The 15,381-nt window shown below is 64.6% G+C and carries 19 protein-coding genes; 18 read left to right on the top strand and 1 reads right to left on the bottom strand.

Annotation, left to right across the window (positions count from 1 at the left end; all coding sequences use genetic code 11):
* The first annotated feature begins 166 nt into the window (after positions 1-166).
* From RKE25_RS02620 to RKE25_RS02535, 18 genes are all read left to right on the top strand, one after another.
* On the top strand, positions 167-1,171 hold the full coding sequence (locus RKE25_RS02620) for a baseplate J/gp47 family protein (RefSeq protein WP_311842310.1): 1,005 nt from the start codon (positions 167-169) through the stop codon (positions 1,169-1,171).
* On the top strand, positions 1,164-1,715 hold the full coding sequence (locus tag RKE25_RS02615; protein ID WP_311840714.1) for a phage tail protein I: 552 nt from the start codon (positions 1,164-1,166) through the stop codon (positions 1,713-1,715). Before RKE25_RS02620 ends, RKE25_RS02615 begins: the two co-directional genes overlap by 8 nt.
* Complete coding sequence (locus tag RKE25_RS02610; protein ID WP_311840713.1) at positions 1,712-3,793, top strand: hypothetical protein; 2,082 nt, start codon at positions 1,712-1,714, stop codon at positions 3,791-3,793. Before RKE25_RS02615 ends, RKE25_RS02610 begins: the two co-directional genes overlap by 4 nt.
* Entirely contained in the window at positions 3,790-4,155 is a 366-nt protein-coding gene (locus RKE25_RS02605) for a hypothetical protein (RefSeq protein WP_311840712.1), read from the top strand. Before RKE25_RS02610 ends, RKE25_RS02605 begins: the two co-directional genes overlap by 4 nt.
* On the top strand, positions 4,155-4,865 hold the full coding sequence (locus RKE25_RS02600; RefSeq protein ID WP_311840711.1) for a hypothetical protein: 711 nt from the start codon (positions 4,155-4,157) through the stop codon (positions 4,863-4,865). Before RKE25_RS02605 ends, RKE25_RS02600 begins: the two co-directional genes overlap by 1 nt.
* Before the next feature lie 73 nt (positions 4,866-4,938).
* Positions 4,939-5,511: a phage baseplate assembly protein V gene (locus RKE25_RS02595; RefSeq protein ID WP_311840710.1), complete on the top strand. Its 573-nt coding sequence runs from the start codon at positions 4,939-4,941 to the stop codon at positions 5,509-5,511.
* A 1-nt stretch (position 5,512) separates the two neighbouring features.
* Complete coding sequence (locus tag RKE25_RS02590; protein ID WP_311840709.1) at positions 5,513-5,866, top strand: GPW/gp25 family protein; 354 nt, start codon at positions 5,513-5,515, stop codon at positions 5,864-5,866.
* A gap of 23 nt (positions 5,867-5,889) precedes the next feature.
* Positions 5,890-7,068: a phage tail sheath protein gene (locus tag RKE25_RS02585; RefSeq protein WP_311840708.1), complete on the top strand. Its 1,179-nt coding sequence runs from the start codon at positions 5,890-5,892 to the stop codon at positions 7,066-7,068.
* 56 nt (positions 7,069-7,124) lie between these two features.
* A complete protein-coding gene (locus RKE25_RS02580) occupies positions 7,125-7,634 on the top strand; it encodes a phage major tail tube protein (protein WP_311840707.1) in 510 nt (169 codons plus the stop codon).
* A gap of 53 nt (positions 7,635-7,687) precedes the next feature.
* Positions 7,688-8,008, top strand: a complete 321-nt coding sequence (locus RKE25_RS02575) for a phage tail assembly protein (protein ID WP_311840706.1) — start codon at positions 7,688-7,690, stop codon at positions 8,006-8,008.
* Between the two features lie 8 nt (positions 8,009-8,016).
* Positions 8,017-8,130: a GpE family phage tail protein gene (locus tag RKE25_RS02570; RefSeq protein WP_311840705.1), complete on the top strand. Its 114-nt coding sequence runs from the start codon at positions 8,017-8,019 to the stop codon at positions 8,128-8,130.
* A 1-nt stretch (position 8,131) separates the two neighbouring features.
* The gene (locus RKE25_RS02565) at positions 8,132-10,927 is read left to right on the top strand and encodes a hypothetical protein (protein WP_311840704.1); all 2,796 of its coding nucleotides are present in this window, start codon (positions 8,132-8,134) and stop codon (positions 10,925-10,927) included.
* Between the two features lie 10 nt (positions 10,928-10,937).
* On the top strand, positions 10,938-11,396 hold the full coding sequence (locus tag RKE25_RS02560; protein ID WP_311840703.1) for a phage tail protein: 459 nt from the start codon (positions 10,938-10,940) through the stop codon (positions 11,394-11,396).
* Entirely contained in the window at positions 11,393-12,421 is a 1,029-nt protein-coding gene (locus RKE25_RS02555) for a phage late control D family protein (RefSeq protein WP_311840702.1), read from the top strand. Before RKE25_RS02560 ends, RKE25_RS02555 begins: the two co-directional genes overlap by 4 nt.
* Before the next feature lie 279 nt (positions 12,422-12,700).
* Complete coding sequence (locus tag RKE25_RS02550; RefSeq protein WP_311840701.1) at positions 12,701-13,063, top strand: hypothetical protein; 363 nt, start codon at positions 12,701-12,703, stop codon at positions 13,061-13,063.
* Positions 13,063-13,281, top strand: coding sequence for a hypothetical protein (locus RKE25_RS02545; protein ID WP_311840700.1), 219 nt, complete (start codon positions 13,063-13,065; stop codon positions 13,279-13,281). The genes RKE25_RS02550 and RKE25_RS02545 overlap by 1 nt, the downstream gene beginning before the upstream one ends.
* Before the next feature lie 244 nt (positions 13,282-13,525).
* Complete coding sequence (locus RKE25_RS02540; RefSeq protein WP_311840699.1) at positions 13,526-14,464, top strand: hypothetical protein; 939 nt, start codon at positions 13,526-13,528, stop codon at positions 14,462-14,464.
* A 10-nt stretch (positions 14,465-14,474) separates the two neighbouring features.
* A complete protein-coding gene (locus RKE25_RS02535; protein ID WP_311840698.1) occupies positions 14,475-14,798 on the top strand; it encodes a hypothetical protein in 324 nt (107 codons plus the stop codon).
* 55 nt (positions 14,799-14,853) lie between these two features.
* Here RKE25_RS02535 and RKE25_RS02530 read toward each other — a convergent pair whose 3' ends face one another.
* Positions 14,854-15,252, bottom strand: a complete 399-nt coding sequence (locus tag RKE25_RS02530; protein WP_311840697.1) for a helix-turn-helix domain-containing protein — start codon at positions 15,250-15,252, stop codon at positions 14,854-14,856.
* Between the last annotated feature and the right edge of the window lie 129 nt (positions 15,253-15,381).

The following is a 15,381-nucleotide window of genomic DNA, read 5'->3' as shown; positions in this document are numbered from 1 at the left end:
CAGCGTGAGCAGCGGATGTCATGCATAGGGCGCGCATGGTGCCCGCGCAGCGTGGGTACGTAGCGCGGTGCCATGTGTAGAGCAATCACCGCACACACCGGATGGGTCGCAGTACGGAAGAGCCACTCGCAGCATGCGGCGAGACCTCACCGAGAACGCCAAGGCCATGCCCGGTTACACCGCCGTCGATCTGTCCCGCCTTCCCGCGCCCAGCGTGATCGAGGCGCTGAGCTTCGAGCAAATCTTCGCCGAGATGCTCGCTGACCTGCAGAGCCGCAGCGCCGACAACGCCTTTACCGCTCTGGTCGAGTCGGACCCCGTCTACAAGGTGCTGCAGATTGTCGCCTATCGCGAGCTGATCCTTCGGCAGCGGGTAAATAGCGCGGCGCGCGCCGTGATGTTGGCGTACGCCGAGAAGTCGGACCTCGACAATCTCGGCGCACTGCTCGGTGTCACGCGCATGCAGCTCGATCCGGGTGATCCGGAGCATTCCATACCGCCAACGATGGAAAGCGATCCGGATTACCGTCGGCGCATCACCCTCGCGCCCGAAGGCTACTCGGTCGCCGGTCCCGAAGGCGCCTATATCTTCCACGCGCTGTCCGCGGCGCCGGGCGTGCTGGACGCCAGCGCGACCAGTCCAGACCCCGACGACATCAAGGCGCTCGTCTATGCCGTTCTGGCGGCCCACGGCGCGAGCGCCGAGCTGGTCGCCGCCATGCAGTCCGTCCTGGACGCAGCGAAGTGGCCGGGCGACGTGACCGTCACCGTGCTCTCCCGTGATGCCGATGGCACGCCCTCGCAGGCACTGCTCGACACGGTCGCCGCCGCCGTCAGCGCGGACAACACGCGGCCCATGACCGATCACGTGACGATCCAGGGCGCGACGATCATCCCCTACAAGGTAACGGCCAAGATCTATACCTACGCCGGTCCGGACAGCAGCGTCGTGATTGCGGCCTCGCGCAAGCGCCTGGACGACTACCGTGAAGAATCGCACCGCCTCGGCCGCGACGTGACGCTTAGCGGCATCTACGCCGCCTTGCACAGTGACGGCGTGCAGCGCGTCGAGCTGACGGAGCCGCTGGGCAACATTGTCGTCGACCGCAACCAGGCGGCGTACTGCCCGGACAGCGACGTCACCATTCTTCCGGGGGGTGTCGATGAATAGCCTCCTGCCTCCCAACGCCCGGCCGGGCGAGCGCGCCATCGAGGCGGCCACGGCCCGCGTTGGCGACGTACCCACGCCGCTGCGCGATCTGTGGAATCCGTGGACGTGCCCGGAAAACCTCCTTCCCTGGCTTGCCTGGGCGCTCAGCATCGACGCCTGGAAAAGCTATTGGCCGATTGAAGTGAAGCGCGCACGCGTGGCGGCCGCCATCGAGATTCAACGGCACAAGGGCACCGTCAAGAGCGTTCGCGATGTGATCGCGTCCTTCGGCGGCGCGGTGGAGCTTACGGAGTGGTGGCAGACCACGCCCCCGGGCAAGCCGCACACCTTCGACATGTTGCTCACCCTTTCCGGTCGCGGCGGGGACACCGCGTCCGCGCAGTTCGTGGACGACGTGATCGCCGAGGTCGAGCGCACCAAGCCTGTCCGCAGCCATTTCACCTTTACCCAGGGCGTGTCGTTCTACGCCGGCGTCGGCGTTGTCGCCGTCGCCCGCGCCTGCACCTACGCCCGACTCACCCTTACCGTGGATGCCGCCGCATGACCGCAGCCCTGAAACTCCTTGTGACCCCAGCCGGCCGCGCCGCACTGGTGAACGCGAAGAGGAACGGCACGCTCCCGATCGTGCTGGACACCGTGGGCGTAACGGCCGCGGTCTTCGCCCCGACCGGCAACGAAGCGCAGTTGCCGGGCGAAATCAAGCGAATCGCGACCATTGCCGGCGGCGCCGCAGCGGCCGACACGATCCATGTGACGATCCGGGACAGCGGGTCCGATACGTACAGCGTTCGCGGCGTCGGCTTCTATCTGCAGGACGGCACCCTGTTCGCGCTGTACGGGCAGGCCGCCGTGGTGGTGGAGAAAAGCGCACAAGCCACGATGTTGCTCGCCATGGACGTGCAGTTCGCCGATATCGACGCCACATCGATCACGTTCGGCGACACGGACTTCCAGCTCAACCCGGCGACTACCGAGCTACTTGGCGTCGTGGAACTCGCCACCGACGACGAAACGACCGCCGGCAACGATGCCCAGCGCGCCGTCACGCCTAAAGGGCTTCTCGCGGCCCTGAACGCCCGCCTCGGACTTGGGGCACCGTCCACGTTCGTGAAGGGGCTGCTCACCGCGGCCAACGCCGCCGTTTTTCGGACCGCGCTGGCGATCAAGTCGGCGGCCCTCAAGGACGAAGGCGCCGGCAACGGCTTGGACGCGGACTTGCTGGACGGCCAGCACGGCAGCTTCTACCGCGCCTGGTCGAACCTGACCGGCGTGCCGACCGACTTCACCCCGTCGCCTCACCAGCACAGCGCCGCGGACATCACGTCCGGCACGCTGGTGGTTGCGCGCGGCGGCACTGGCATCGCCAGCTTGCCCGCAGGCTACTTCCTGATGGGCGCCGGCGCGAATCCGATGGTGCCGCGTGCACCGGCCGACGTGCTCGCCGATATCGGCGCGGCCGCCAAGCAGCATTCGCACCCAATCAGCGATATCAACGGTCTGCAGGCTGCGCTCGACGCAAAGACCACGCCGGCAGCCGTTGCCGCGCAGATCAGCGCGGCCGTCAACGGTCTGATCAATGGTGCGCCCGGCGCCTTGGATACGCTGAAAGAACTCGCGGATGCGATGGGCGATGACCCCAACTTCGCAACCACAGTCACGAACGCGCTCGCCCAAAAGCTCAACCTATCCGGTGGCAAGCTCACGGGATCGCTGAGCGCCACGAGCGTAATGGTTGGTCCAAACGCAACCAGCGGCTACCCGCTCGACGTGGACGTCGGAAGCGGCGCGGGTCGAGTCCTGTTTCGCTATACGAACGGCATCAACATCGACGGCGTCAATCCCGCAAATAGCGCCTACGTAGGACTACAGACCACCTCGCCATGGACGTTTGGCCAGGGTTTTACGGTCTTGGCCGGCAAGGCTACCTTCAACACCGACGACACCACATTCACTTCGGTGGCTCCGCTTCGCTTCACCGGTATGGGCGCTGGCGGGACCATGTTCATTCACGGGTTGAACGGTTCCGGTGACGACATCTGCAACATCTCGCGCGGAAACGCGAACAGCTATTACACGCTTAACTGGAACGGCGATATCCGGAGCATCAGCTCAAGCACTTCAGCAGTGTACGTGTCGAACGGCGGAAATTTGCGTATCGGCAGCACCAGCGGGGTATCCAAATACCTGCGGACCAACCCGAGTAACGGCGACCTGGAAATCGTCAACAACGCATACAACGCCGTCGTTGCTCGCATTACCGATGGCGGTGCCGTTATAGCGAATGGTGGGTTCCAGTACTCAGATCGCCGGTTGAAGACTGACATCAAGCCCCGGGCGGTCAAACGCGGCTTGGCGCTGACGCTGGCCCGCATGTTTTCGGAGTGGACCAGGGTGGCGGATGGCGCGCGAGACGTTGGCGTTGTGGCACAACGCCTCGCGAGGCACGCGCCGCATCACGTTCTTCGTGGCCCTCATCGCGGCCGCCTGAGCGGCTTGCTCGCTGTCGACAAGGCTGGCGTGGCCCTCGAGGCGTCGATGGACAACGCGCTCCATCTCACCGAGCACGAAAAGCGCATTGCCGCCTTGGAGCGGCTCATCAACAAGAGGGAGAAGAGTCAATGACCGAATCAGCCAATGCCCGCATCCGCGCGCTCGCTGCCGGCATCACGGCGGAAATGATCGCGGAACAGACGCACCTGTTCTACAACCCGCAATCAGGCGCGGCGTGGATATCCTTCCAGGCTCGCGAGTCCATCTTCGTCAACGGTACGTTCCAAGCAACCGCTGGCGACTACGACGTGTTGCAGGTGACGGTCGATGAGATCGCCACCCGCTGCCTTGGGATCGGAAATGACCCGGTGACCGGGGTGGACCTGTCAAAGGTGTCAGCTGCCGGCATGGCGATGATCATCAAGGCGGCCTATGACACCCTGTTCAATGAGCGCGCGGCAGCGAAGGCCGCATCAGCGGAGGTAGCCGGCTAATGGCGAGCGGGTATCGCAACGGCGCCGGTGTAGACACCGATGATCTTTACGACCCGGATGTAGTGGGCGACGGCCCCGTAGCCACGGGGTTTCTGCGTGCCGATGGCACGACCCTTCGTTACGCGTCTGCGATGTATGGCACGCCGGGTGACGCCATTGGATTCCGCGACCAGGCGGGAGCCGACAACGGGCCGAAGTGGGCCAAGAAGGGCACGGCCAATTACTGGTCGGTGATCAACCATGACGCCGCTGGCTTCGATAAGGAAACAACGTCCGGCGTCGCGGTGCTAGGCACGGCCGAGTTCCGCCTGATGTTCAATCCGGACGGCTATTTGCGTCAGCAAGTGCTGGGCGGCGGCGGATGGTGGACCGTCAACACCTCGAAGTTCGTCACGGGATCAAACTCGGCGGGCTCTTATCAGGTCCGGATATCTTCGGGCATTGCGGTCAACCGCTACACCGGCTCGGGTGCTGTGGCTGGCTATATCACGACAAACAATGGCGCCGGTTCGTTCCAACCTGTGAACGCGGATCGCATCCTGGACATCTACAACGGGTCGGGCTACGTCTACAACGGCAACTATCCGGTGTTGCATGGCGACGTGATATTCGTCGTCACCGTCGATTTGATGGACCCGGCCGGACGCGTGACCACGAAGCAGTTTCAGGTGCGCATGGACGTCTACGGATCGCCACAGCCGAACGACTGACCCTGTGTAACTCCGGCGCGGTACACACCCGCGCCATGGCGCGCGCGTTCGGCGGATCGGCAGCATGCCATGCATGTCCGACCTGCCGCGCCTGATAGAGAACCTCCTTCGGTGCGGCGTGATCGATTCCGTCGATCACGCCGCAGCGAAGTGCCGTGTGCGCGTGGGTGGACTCCTTACGCCCCCCGTGCCGTGGATCGAGGGCCGAGCCGGCTTAGCGCGCACGTGGTGGGCACCTTCTGTCGGCGAGCAAGTGATGCTGCTGTGCCCGGGCGGCGATCCCGCACGTGGCGTGGCCCTGCGTGGGCTCTACACGGATGTGGCCGGGCGGCCTGACGGGTTCAGCGATTCCGCCCACGGCGCGGTATACGACGACGGCGCGGTGGTGGTGTACGACCCCGAAGCCCATCTCTTGCGCGCCACCTTACCGGACGGCGCCAGGGTGAAGATCGCCGCTCCTGGCGGGATCGAGGTCACTGGCGACACGAAGATCATCGGCAAACTGCACGTGACGGAAGACGTGACCGTCGATGCAAAGGTGACCGCCAGCGTCGACGTGGTTTCCAACGGCGTCAGCCTGGTCAAACATCCGCACAAGAACGTCCAACCCGGACCTGGCCTATCCGGCGAGCCGGTGGCGAGCTGATATGCGCGGGATGGATGCCAACACCGGCAAGCCCATCGAGGGACTCGCTCACCTCGCGCAGAGCGTCGGCGACATCCTCGGCACGCCGCTTGGCTCGCGCGTTATGCGGCGGGACTACGGCTCGCTCTTGCCGCGGCTGATCGACCAACCGCTCACCGGAAACACGCGCCTTCGCGTGTTCGCGGCGATCGCCACCGCGCTCATGCGCTGGGAGCCGCGGCTACGGCTGACCAGCGTCGACATCGACCTCGGCGATGTGCCTGGTCAACTGATCGTGACCATTCAGGGCACGCGCAGCGACAGCGCCTCGAGCGCCGCCACCGCCTTCACCGTTCCCCTGCAACTGCGCGCGTAGCGCCCACCCAGAGAGGTTCCATCATGGCTACCGATTACCACCACGGCGTACGCGTCCTCGAAGTCACGGACGGCGGCCGCACCTTCACCACCGTCTCGACCGCCGTCATCGGCCTCTTGGCCACCGGGGAGGACGCAGACCAGGCGACGTTCCCGCTCAACACGCCGGTCCTGGTGACCGATGTCGCTGCGGCCCTCGGCAAGGCCGGTACGGCCGCCGGCGGCACGCTGTCGACCTCGCTGAACGCGATCGCGCAGCAGACCAAGCCGATCGTGGTGGTCGTGCGCGTCGCCAAGGGCGTCGACGAAGCAGCCACCGCCACCAACGTGATCGGCGGCACGGATGCCAACGGGCGCCTCACGGGCGCGCAGGCACTTCTGGCGGCGCAGAGCCGCCTGGGCGTGAAGCCGCGCATCATCGGCGCGCCCGGGCTCGACACGCAGGCGGTCGCCGTCGCCCTGGCGACGATCGCGCAGAAGCTGCGCGGCATGGCCTATGTACACGCGCATGGCGCGACCAGCGTGGCGGAGGCGACCGCCTATCGGGCCACCTTCAGCCAGCGCGAGGTGATGCTTCTGTGGCCGAACTTCATGGCCTGGGATAACGCGACCAGCAAGACGGTGGAAGTGCCGGCGGTCGCCTATGCACTCGGCTTGCGCGCGGCCATCGACGAAGCGCAGGGCTGGCAGAAGACGCTCTCGAACGTCGGTGTCAATGGCGTCACGGGCATCAGCATCGACGTGAGCTGGGATCTTCAGGACCCATCGACGGATGCCGGGCTGCTGAACGCCGCGGGCGTCACCACGCTGGTCAACAGCCAGGGCTTCCGGTTCTGGGGTGATCGCACCTGCTCGGACGAGCCCAAGTTCGTTTTCGAGTCGGCCACGCGCACGGCTCAGGTGCTGGCCGACACGATCGCCGAAGGCCATATGTGGGCGGTGGACAAGCCCATGTACCCGAGCTTGGTCAAGGACATCCTCGAGGGCATCAACGCCAAGTTCCGCGAACTCAAAAGCGGCGGCTACATCATCGACGCCAATGCCTGGTACCAGGAATCGGCGAACGATCCGGCGAGCCTCGCGGGCGGCAAGCTCGTGATCGACTACGAGTACACGCCGGTGCCGCCGCTGGAGAACCTGCAGCTGCGTCAGCGCATCACGGATCGCTTCCTGTCCGATTTCGCCGCAGCGATCAACGCCTGAAATCGTCCGGCCACCGCGCGTGGCCGGCAATCACCGCACCCTAGAGGACCACCGCCATGGCGCTCCCGCGCAAGCTCAAGAATTTCAATGTGTTCAACGACGGCAACAACTACGTCGGCCTGGTGGCTTCGATCACCCTGCCGAAGCTCTCCCGCAAGATGGAAGAGTGGCGCGGCGGCGGCATGGATGGTCCCGTCGAAATCGACCTGGGGCAGGAAGTCATCCACCTGGAGTGGACCGGCGGCGGCCTACTGGATTCGGCCTTGTCGCAGTACGGCATCACCTCCGCGTCCGGCATTCTCGTGCGTTTCGCCGGTGCGTATCAGCACGACGACGATGGTGGCGTCGATGCTGTCGAGGTGGTGGTTCGTGGCCGCCACAAGGAGATCGAGTTCGGCGACTCCAAGACCGGCGAGAACACCGAGCACAAGTACACGACCACCTGCAGTTACTACAAGCTCTCGATCAACGGCGTCACGAAGATCGAGATCGATCTGCTCAACTTCGTGTTCATCGTCGACGGCAAGGACCGCCTGGCCGAGCAGCGCCGCGCGATCGGCCTGTAACTCACTTAGCCGCCGGCCGTGCCCGGCGGCCCTTCCCCTGCATGGAGAGAATCATGAGCGAGAATACCAATCCCACCACCTCGCCCGACAACGGCGCCACGATCACGCTGGAGACCCCCATTCAGCGCGGCGACCAGTCGATCACGCAGATCCTGCTGCGCCGCCCGATGGCCGGCGAACTCCGCGGCGTGAGCCTGTCGGAGCTTTCCCAGCTCGATGTGGGCGCGATCATCAAGGTCGCACCTCGTATTTCGATCCCCACGCTCACGTCCGCAGACATGAACAGTATGGGACCGGCGGACCTGATGCAGATCGGTGCCGAGATCCTCGGTTTTTTGTTGCCGAAGGGTGTGAAAGCGTCCCTCGAACAGTAGAGGACGCGATGGCCGACATCGCGGTCGTGTTCCACTGGCCACCTGCCGCGATGTTGGACATGACCCTGCTTGAACTTGTCGAGTGGCGCGAGCGCGCCCGCCAACGCAACGGAGCGGAGTAACGTGGATCTCAAGCTGCAAGTGCTGCTGCAGATGCTGGACAAGGTCAGCGCGCCGCTCCGTCGCGTCCAGGGTAGCAGCCGGGCCGCCGGCGAGGCGCTCCGCAAGACACGGGATCGGCTCCGCGAGCTGGATCGCGCGCAGCAACAGGTCGCGGAGTTCCGCAAGCTCAAGGAAGGATCGAAGACCACCGCGGCGCGCATGGAAGCACTGCAGAAGCGCATCTCGGACGTTGCTTCTCAGATGCGGTCCAGCTTGTCGCCGTCCGAGAGCCTTCGGGCGGAGTTCAACCGCCTGACGGCTGAGGCGCGCAAGCTCCGTGGCGAAGAAGACGCCCAGCAGGCGAAGCTGCAGGCGCTTCGCGGTCACTTGGCTGCAGCCGGCGTCAATACCGCCAAGCTCGCCTCGGAAGAGGTCCGCCTGCGCACCGCGACGCGCGAGACCAATGCCACGCTCGAGAAGCAGACAGCTCAGCTGCGCACGCAGGGGGAGCTGGCCAACCGGCGCCGCGAGCTCGACGCGCGCCTGTCCAGGGGCCAGGCGCTGGGAGCCAACATGTCGATCGCCGGCTATGGATCGATGGCCGCAGGTCGGCACATCCTCGGTGCTATCAACCCCACGATCGAAGAGGCAAAGGCGTTTCAGACCCAGGTGGCGCAGCTGCGCGCGCAGGGCATCGGCGACGCCGCGGTCGAGGACGCAACGAAGTTCGCTCGTGGCATGGACGTCATGGGCAACAGCGCTACCGACAACCTCAAGATGCTGAAGGAGGCGTACACGGTCCTGCGCGACATGCACGAAGCCGAGGCAGTCACGCCATTCCTCGCCAAAATGAAGTTCGGCATCGAAGCCGTAATGGCCCAAGGCGGCCACGGCGAGGGGCATGGCGAGCGTGCCGAGCTGATGTTCGCTGACCTGCTCAAGACGGCGGAGCTTCGTGGCGCGGCCAAGACGCCGGAATCGCTGAAGCGCGTGGTCGACTTTGCCACCCAGGCTTACGTGGCCTCGGGCGGCATGATCACCTCCGAAGACATGCTGAACATGATCAAGACCGGCGGCGTGGCTGCGAAGCAGCTGGACGACCAGTCGTTCTTCTTCGGCCTGCTGCACACCATGCAGGAAATGGGAGGCCACCGCACCGGGACGGGCCTGGCCACCGCCTACCAGAACTGGGCCGCCGGTCGCAGCACCCAGCAGTCCGCCGAAGAGCTGGCCAAGCTCGGCCTGATCAACAAGGATGCCGTGAAGTACGGCAAAACCGGCCACATCACGAAGCTTCTGCCGGGCGCGCTTAAAGACGTGGAGCTCTACGAGAGCAACCCGTTTCGCTACCTGATGGAGCGCGTCATTCCGGCGATCAACCCGGACGGCAAGCTCAACGACAAGCAGGTGGTCAGCAAGATCAACTCGCTGTTCTCGGGCCGCAAAGGCGGCGACTTGTTCGCATCGATGTTCCTAGAGCGCGCAAACATCGCCAAGCACTTGGCGGCAGCGCCGAAGGCGTTCGGCGTGGAGGCGCTGTATTCTGAAGCCGGGCGGACGGCACAGGGTCAGCAGATCGACCTGGAGAAGCGCAAGGCTGACCTCTACCGCGAGCTCGGCGAGCAGATCCTACCGACCTACGTGGGCCTACTGGCTCGCATGGTGAATGCGTTGAAGGCCATGACGGCCTGGGCTGACCGCCATCCGGCTCTGGCTCGCGGGCTCGGCCTGGTCGCGTCGGTGATTGGTGTGCTGGCCGTCGCTGCCGGCGGCCTGATGATCACGCTCGGTGGGCTGATCGGCCAGTTCTCCCTGTTGCGCTTCGCCATCGGGCGCGCCGGCCTTGGCCTAGCCGCGCGCGCTGGTGGCGCGGGCGCGGTCGCCGCCGGCCCGGGCCTGCTTGGCCGCGTCGCAATGGGAGCCCGCGGCGCCGTACTGGCCTTGGGTGCCGTGAGCTGGCCCTTGCTCGCGATCGCGGCCGCCATTGGCGCCGTCGTCTTCCTTGTGTGGAAGTACTGGCAGCCGATCAAGGCGTTTTTCGTGGGCATCGGCCAGGGATTGTCCGAAGTGCTGGGTCCGGCACTCGGCGCGCTGGGCGCGGCGCTGTCGCCGCTCAAGCCGCTGTGGGATGCCTTGGTGGGGTCGCTTGAATCCGTGTGGCGATGGTTCGGCGAGCTCTTCAGTCCGATGCAGGCCACCAAGGAGCAGCTCGACGCCGCATCGTCGGCGGGCGCCGTGTTTGGCCGCGCGCTGGGCTACGTCCTGACCGGCGTCGTCGAGGCCGTCACCTGGGTGGTCAAAGCGTTCACCTGGCTCGGCACGACGATCGGCGAAGGCATCGGCTGGATCGTCACGAACGCGAGCAGCATCGGCGACGCGATTAAGGCGCCCTTCGTGGCAGCGTTCGAATGGATCGGCGGGAAGATTCGCTGGCTGGTCGAGCGCTGGCAGGCCATGCGGCGCGCGCTGGGCCTCGGCGACGGCCCGGCCGACACCTCGGCCTACATCGATGCCGCGGAGAAGATGAAGCCGCAGGTGGACGCCCTCAAAGACCGCTACGGGCAGCTGCGTGCCGGGGGCATGGGCCAGGGTGAAGCACTGAAGGTGCTGGCCACGGACGCCTTGCGCTTCGACAACACGCCGGTCAAGGCGACGTCGGCATCTGCGTCCACCAGCAACGTCTATCACATCACCGTGCCAGCGGCGGCTGGCGGCGATGCTAAGGACACGGCACGCGCAATTCGCGACGAGCTTGATCGCCGCGATCGCGACGCAGCGAAGCAGCGGCGCAGTCGCTTCGCCGATATCGACGAGTAGGAGGCCGACCATGCTCATGGCTCTTGGACAGTTCGTTTTCGAGATTCCTAACCTGACGTACCACGAGCTGCAGCGTTCGACCGCCTGGCGGCATGCGTCGAACAGCCGCGTCGGGGCACGTGAAGCCACGCAGTACATCGGACAGGGCGAAGACTCATTCACCCTCACCGGCACGCTCGCGCCCGAAGTGGCTGGCCGCGCCGACAGCTTGCAAACGCTGCGGGCGATGGGCGACGCCGGCCTCGCCTACGCGATGGTTTCCGGCACTGGCCGTGTGATGGGCGCTTGGATCATCACCAGCCTGCAGGAGGGCGGCTCCGCCTTCACGCAAGACGGGCTGGCCCGGCGCACCGACTTCACCCTGCAGCTGAAGCGCGTCGACGATGAACAGGTCGACGCGACCGGTGATCCAAGCGCAGAGCGGATGGCGACGATCGACAATGGAAGTCGCATGGGGAATGTCGCGTGACGGCCGGCACCCCGATTCCGCGCTGGCGTGTCACCCTGGATGGGCGCGACCTCACCGGCACACTGCGGCCTCGCCTGATCGGACTCAGTGTCACTAGCTGCCGGCGCGAAACCGCCGACCAGCTGGATATCCGCCTTACCGATCACGATGGGCAGCTCGCCATCCCGCCGCGGGGCGCGACGCTGCACGTGTGGCTCGGTTGGGACAGCACCGGCCTGGTGGACATGGGGACATTTACCGTCGACGAAGTGGAACATTCCGGTACGCCGGATGAATTGACCCTTGTCGCGCGCAGCGCGCACCTGAAGAGCAGCCTGCGCGGGCAGCGCGAGCAAAGCTGGCATGACACGACGGTGGCCGCCATCGTTGACGAACTGGCAGGCCGCAACAACCTGACGCCGCGCTGCCACCCGTCGCTTCGCGATCAAGCCGTCGACCATATCGACCAGACCAGCGAGAGCGACATCAACTTCCTGACGCGCCTTGGCCTGCGCTACGACGCGGTGGCGACCATCAAAGCCGGCGCGCTCATCTTCGCGCCGATCGGCCAAGGCACCACGGCGGGCGGCAAACCCATCCCGGCCGCCACCATCGGGCGCGCGTCCGGCGATCGCCACCGCTGGCATGCGGCGGAGCGCGGTGCGTACAGCGGCGTGCGCGGACGCTACGAGGACAAGGGGCGTGGGCACACCGGCGACGTGCTCGTGGGCAATGACGATGGCCAGGGCGTGAAAGTGCTGCGCACCATTTACGCGAGCAAGTCGAACGCCATGCGGGCGGCGCGCAGCGAGTATCGGCGACTGCAGCGCGGCGTATCCTCCTTCGAAATCACGCTCGCCCGCGGACGGCCCGAGCTGTACCCGGAAACGCACGTTTCCGTGCGCGGTTTCAAGCCGGACATCGATGTGACGGACTGGCTAATCAAGAGCGCCAAGCACCACGTCAACGAGTCGGGACTTACCACGGAGCTCGAGCTGGAAACGAAGCCGCTGCACGTGGACAAGGCGCCGGAGAAGAGCGAGTAGCTTGACAGCCGTTGAGACGTGATGAGACAGTCACCACGCGGCCGCTAATTCGGCGGTCGGGTTTGGTCGCCCGAAACTCACAAGGCGCGTAAGCGCCCAGCCCCGAGCAGGCGCTTTTTTCATGCCTGTACACTGGCCGGGCAGCTCGTTTATGGCGGGCGGCGCGCGGAGGGCTCAGGCCCTGCCGGTTCCTTGTGACCGGTCGACCAACCGCGCGTCGTCCGTCACCCTCGTTTGGTCGCGAGGTGGCGGATTCCTTCGGTCCACAAGGAGTACCGCATGAATGTCTTCACCATGCCGGCGGGCAACGCCGGGTCGCTGCACCTACAGAGCCGCGCGCTTGGCGGTCGCCATCTGGTCCTCTCTCTCGAACCGGCGCTCGATGGTCGAGGCTTGCAGCTGCGTGGCACGCTGCTGCTTCCCGATGACGACGACGTCGGCGCCTTGAGGCAAGTCGCGAGTGCGACCAGCGCCACGCCGCTGCTGCTGGCTCAACAGGCGCACCATGACGGTGTATCGCTGGGAACTCACTACGAGCTGCGTATGGACGGCGCAGCATGGCGTCTGCAACGCGACGAGCTGCCATCCGTGGCCGAACTGCTGGGTCTCGACCACCGCATGCTGCTCGGGGAGGACGCCTGATGGGCATCGTCATCCCCTTCAAGCCTCGGCGGGCGCCGGCCGCTGCACCTGTGCCCGGCGATCGCATCGCGATCGAAGCGTTGCATCAGCTGCGCTATCTTCGATCTCTTTTGGCTAGCGAGCCAGGCATCCGCAAGCGCGCGCGTTCGCGCTTGTGCGACTTGGCGGACGAAAGCGTAGAGTTGCTGCAGCACGCACTTTCGATGCGTGGTCACTAGCGCAGCGCGGTGATGGATCAGCGTGCGTTGTGCGCGCTAATTCTCAATTTTCTGTAGGCGAAAGACTACAGCCATAACTTGCGATGGCTTGCACGCGTTCGCAGCACTGATGTTTCACGAGTCTTGCACGGAAGTTCTTGCTGGATCGGCGATATTTTTCGGCCCCAAATGCGTTGACTGCAAAGGTTTTTCACTTCGAACATTTGCCCCCGAAAGGGGGCTATTTTGGAAGGGAAAACAACTCATGGAATTTCGCTCTACCTTGCTCGTCGCTGCACTTCTTGCTGCATCTTTCGGCACCACACAGGCACACGCAGGTATTACTCCCAGGGCTCCTCATCCCAATTTGTTGCCGAGCTGCGGCGAGGGAGATCCGAATCCGCCGATACAGGATGTCGTGAGGCTCCGCCCGGCCAGGACGCTAGGCACTACTCCTGAAGAAATTCACGCCAAGTTCGCCAACGTCGTCGAAGCGAACTTCACCCACGGCTCCCCCTCACAGATTATGTCCAGGCTTTCCGACAAGGAGCTGGCGGGCATCGCCCGTGTGTACAAGCAGTCCAATGCTGGGCGCCCGCCGAAGCTCCTGGACATCATGGCTTCACGCCTCAGCGCCAAGGACTTGGTGCGCGTTGCGGGCACGTTCGGTGTTAGCGACGTCTCCGCCGCGGTACAGCGCTCCGCCTCACCATCGGTCGCGATGCTCTACACGTCGCGCGTTGCCGCTGGCGAGGTGAAAATCCCGACGACGATCATGCCCATGTCTGGGCCGGCACCGACCCGCTACATGACCCTCGAGGAAATCTATCTCGAATTCCGCACGGCGCCGGTTGGTAGTCTCGGCCCTGGCGCGGCGCTTTCGGAGACGGTCATCTATGCCGGCGGCAACCTCATCGCTGCTTGGGGGGTCGGGTCGGCGATAGGCACGGGGATCGCGACCCTCATTCAAGACAACGACCCGGATGCGTGGGATGCTATTGGTGGAACAACAGCGGGCGTTGTCGAGCGCGTGCAGAACGCCGCCAATGACATCTCGAACACGTCCGGAACTCAGAGGGGCGTAGCGGAGCACAGTGCTGACGGGATGTTCAATTATCCTGTGTCAAACAGCTTCAACTTCTACGGTGATTGGGACGTCTCGGATGATATGGGCAACGATATGGGCATGGGCTGTTTCAACTGAGGACCGGTAGATGATCGCTCAATGGCTTGGACTTCCGGATAAGCGCAGCGAATGGGTGTTCTTGCTCGCCATCCTCGGCATTGCCGCCTGCCTTGTTGCTGCGGTTATGGGGCCGCCCGCAAGGCGCTTTGATCTGTTGCTTGTCGCTAGTCTTACCGGCTGGCTCGGAGCGCACCTGCTGAACAGGTCGTGGCGCGGTCTGTCGAAGAGGCTTCCTGAGCTGTATGAGGAGCGCCTTCGCAGCGGAGTACGGATGTCCTTTGCCGCGAAGCTGCTCAGCCTGCTTTGCATTGGCCTCGGCGTGATCGCATGTATCACGCTGTATGGCGGATAGAGCGAATCTGCCTACGAACAAAAGGGCGGCCGTGAGGCCGCCCTTTTTTGTTTCGTCAGTTCTGGCGCCTTGTGGCAAGGTGGTCAGCGTACTCAGGTATCGCTCGCGCAAGCTGCATTTCGAGCCATGCTTTCGAATCTTCTTCATGGGTTGCCATCCAAGTGCGGAAGAAGCTGAGCATGCGCTGTAGGCGCGGGTCGCTATCTTCCTCCCCGGCCGCCGCAGCTCCCTCGGCGATGTGCAGCGCGCCTATGCCAAAGAGCAGCCAGTCGACGCTCACGCTCTTGCGCTGCGCGAGAATCACGCATTCCTCGTAAGGGACTTTGTTGCGCTGACGCCAGCCGGAAACCGCGCTAGTCCCCAGGCCAAACAACGCGCCCAGAGCGATATCCGTGTCCACGCCAGCCGCCTGACGCATCCGGTTGATAACCGGACCTGCATTGATCTTGCTCATTGATGACCCCGCAACACGCGTGAATTCCGCAGACTGACTATTGCAATCACGCAAATTGCGTGTATTCTGCGAATTGTGTGACACATTCAGGCCATCGTATCTCATGCCGAGCATGCGCAAACCCCCTGT

The sequence above is a fragment of the Dyella sp. BiH032 genome (assembly GCF_031954525.1).
Lineage (GTDB): Bacteria > Pseudomonadota > Gammaproteobacteria > Xanthomonadales > Rhodanobacteraceae > Dyella_D.
The sequence above is the reverse complement of the archived record's forward strand: the minus strand, read 5'-3'. Positions and strand labels throughout refer to the sequence as shown.

Bases quoted from the DNA above. Each gene is read 5' to 3' on its own strand.
- RKE25_RS02570 (WP_311840705.1), top strand. From the start codon at position 8,017: ATGGCCGACATCGCGGTCGTGTTCCACTGGCCACCTGCCGCGATGTTG.
- RKE25_RS02595 (WP_311840710.1), top strand. From the start codon at position 4,939: ATGTCCGACCTGCCGCGCCTGATAGAGAACCTCCTTCGGTGCGGCGTG.
- RKE25_RS02535 (WP_311840698.1), top strand. From the start codon at position 14,475: ATGATCGCTCAATGGCTTGGACTTCCGGATAAGCGCAGCGAATGGGTG.
- RKE25_RS02540 (WP_311840699.1), top strand. From the start codon at position 13,526: ATGGAATTTCGCTCTACCTTGCTCGTCGCTGCACTTCTTGCTGCATCT.
- RKE25_RS02545 (WP_311840700.1), top strand. From the start codon at position 13,063: ATGGGCATCGTCATCCCCTTCAAGCCTCGGCGGGCGCCGGCCGCTGCA.
- RKE25_RS02575 (WP_311840706.1), top strand. From the start codon at position 7,688: ATGAGCGAGAATACCAATCCCACCACCTCGCCCGACAACGGCGCCACG.
- RKE25_RS02530 (WP_311840697.1), bottom strand. From the start codon at position 15,252: ATGAGCAAGATCAATGCAGGTCCGGTTATCAACCGGATGCGTCAGGCG.
- RKE25_RS02620 (WP_311842310.1), top strand. From the start codon at position 167: ATGCCCGGTTACACCGCCGTCGATCTGTCCCGCCTTCCCGCGCCCAGC.
- RKE25_RS02550 (WP_311840701.1), top strand. From the start codon at position 12,701: ATGAATGTCTTCACCATGCCGGCGGGCAACGCCGGGTCGCTGCACCTA.
- RKE25_RS02605 (WP_311840712.1), top strand. From the start codon at position 3,790: ATGACCGAATCAGCCAATGCCCGCATCCGCGCGCTCGCTGCCGGCATC.
- RKE25_RS02580 (WP_311840707.1), top strand. From the start codon at position 7,125: ATGGCGCTCCCGCGCAAGCTCAAGAATTTCAATGTGTTCAACGACGGC.
- RKE25_RS02590 (WP_311840709.1), top strand. From the start codon at position 5,513: ATGCGCGGGATGGATGCCAACACCGGCAAGCCCATCGAGGGACTCGCT.
- RKE25_RS02585 (WP_311840708.1), top strand. From the start codon at position 5,890: ATGGCTACCGATTACCACCACGGCGTACGCGTCCTCGAAGTCACGGAC.
- RKE25_RS02560 (WP_311840703.1), top strand. From the start codon at position 10,938: ATGCTCATGGCTCTTGGACAGTTCGTTTTCGAGATTCCTAACCTGACG.
- RKE25_RS02610 (WP_311840713.1), top strand. From the start codon at position 1,712: ATGACCGCAGCCCTGAAACTCCTTGTGACCCCAGCCGGCCGCGCCGCA.
- RKE25_RS02615 (WP_311840714.1), top strand. From the start codon at position 1,164: ATGAATAGCCTCCTGCCTCCCAACGCCCGGCCGGGCGAGCGCGCCATC.
- RKE25_RS02600 (WP_311840711.1), top strand. From the start codon at position 4,155: ATGGCGAGCGGGTATCGCAACGGCGCCGGTGTAGACACCGATGATCTT.